Source organism: Sporichthyaceae bacterium (genome assembly GCA_036493475.1).
Lineage (GTDB): Bacteria > Actinomycetota > Actinomycetes > Sporichthyales > Sporichthyaceae > DASQPJ01.
In genome coordinates, this window is sequence record DASXPS010000037.1 from 1 (window position 1) to 1735 (window position 1735).

Here is a 1735-nt window from a genome sequence, read left to right on the forward strand (position 1 = left end):
CGCCGATTGTTCCGACGTCGGGGTTATCCCGACGTGAGGCTGGATCGCCTGCGGGGTAAGGCGATCCAGCCTGGTCGGGTCGGGATAATCACAGCTGGTCGAGGAAGGCGAGTAAAGGGTCGGGTGGTCGGTAGCGGCCCGGCATTGTGCCGGGCGGGCTGACCCGGGCGATGGCTCGTTCCTTCTGGCCCATATCGGCGTGCAGGTAGATCTGTGCGGTGCGGATTTGTTCGTGGCCGAGCCAGAGCGCGATCACGGTGATGTCGGTGCCCGCTTCGAGCAGGCGCATGGCGCAGGTGTGCCGCAGGGTGTGGATGGTGACCTGCTTGGCGCGCAGCGACGGGCAGGCCCGGCGCGCGGTCGCGAGGTGCAGGGCCAGACGGTGCTCGATGGCGTCGTCGCTGAGCCGGGCACCGGTTCGGGTGGGGAACAGCGGGTCGTGCGGTGCGCCGGGGTGCTCGGTGAGCCAGCCGCGCAAGACTTGGACGGTGAGCGTGGTGAGTGGGGTGGCGCGTTCCTTGCGGCCCTTGCCGAGGCAGTGCACGTGCGCACCCGCGCCGAGGTTGACGTCGACGCGGGATAGCCCGATCAGTTCGGAGATCCGCAGCCCCGTCTGAACGGCCAGGACGAGCAGCGCGTGGTCGCGCCGGCCGGTCCAGGTTGTCCGGTCGGGTGCGGCGAGCAGCGCATCCACCTCGGGCTCGGTGAGCCAGGTGAGCAGTCTGCGTTCGTAGCGTTTGGCCGGGATCGCCAACACGCGCTGGATGGAGGCTGCGTGCTCGGGGTGGTGCAGCGCGGCGTAGCCGAACAGTGAGTGGATGGCGGCCAGCCGGTTGTTGCGGGTGCGCACCGTGTTGCCGCGCTCGTGTTCGAGGTGGTCGAGGAACGCGGTGATCAGCGGCGCGTCCAGGTCGGCGATGTCCAGCGCGGAGGGTTTCGTGCCGGTCTTGGCGGTGGCGAAGCCGAGCAGCAGCCGGAAGGTGTTGCGATAGCAGGCGATGGTGCGCCCGGAGGCGCGGCGCTGCGCGATGAGCCGCTCGGTGAAGAACGCTTGCAGCAGCGGCGCCAACACGGTCACGACCGGTCTCCGTGCTGGTGTTCGAGACGGGCCGCGGCCAGCTGCATCAACTCGGGCACCGCGCTCAGATACCAGTAGGTGTTGGCTGGCACCAACGGAACGCAAAGCTGTTCTTGACAGTGAGGTTGGGCCCGTTCGAGCGGGTGGATGGCATGTATTGCTTTGCCTCGCCGTATCGTCGACGACCCAAGTCCCAGCAAAGTGACTAACACTATCTGCCGCAGTGTCCAGATGTTCAAGTCGCATGGAGGGCACCACGCGATGGATTCTTTTGTAATTCAGTCACTTCTCGTGCCACTTTCGATCGTGGGTCGTATTTCGTTAGCGTGGCGCGGCGCGAAATGCTTGACATTACGTTCGGCGGTGGTCACCGTGGCGGCGGAGGTGATCGCGATGAGCGAACGGTCGCGGCGGGCGGCGCTGGAGCAGGCCGGGTTGCTGCATCCGCGCGCCGAGGAGGTCAACGCCGACCTGTTCTGCTCCGGGGAGCCGTTCTTCCTGGCCGCGGACAAAGTCCAGGTGAAATACGAGATGCTGCGGGCGGTGGCGGTCGACGGGGCGAGCGTGGTCGCCGCGGCGGCGGCGCACGGTTACTCGCGCGCGGAGTTCTATCTGGTGGCGGCTGCGTTCGCCGAACGGGGCATGGCCGGACTGGTC

Annotated in this window: 2 protein-coding genes; one reads left to right on the top strand and one right to left on the bottom strand. The window is 67.3% G+C overall.

Annotation, left to right across the window (positions count from 1 at the left end):
• Positions 1–88: 88 nt before the first annotated feature.
• Positions 89–1078, bottom strand: a complete 990-nt coding sequence (locus VGJ14_04410; GenBank protein ID HEY2831644.1) for a tyrosine-type recombinase/integrase — start codon at positions 1076–1078, stop codon at positions 89–91.
• A gap of 393 nt (positions 1079–1471) precedes the next feature.
• Here VGJ14_04410 and VGJ14_04415 point away from each other — a divergent pair.
• A partial coding sequence (locus VGJ14_04415; protein HEY2831645.1) for a hypothetical protein occupies positions 1472–1735 on the top strand: 264 nt, incomplete at its 3' end.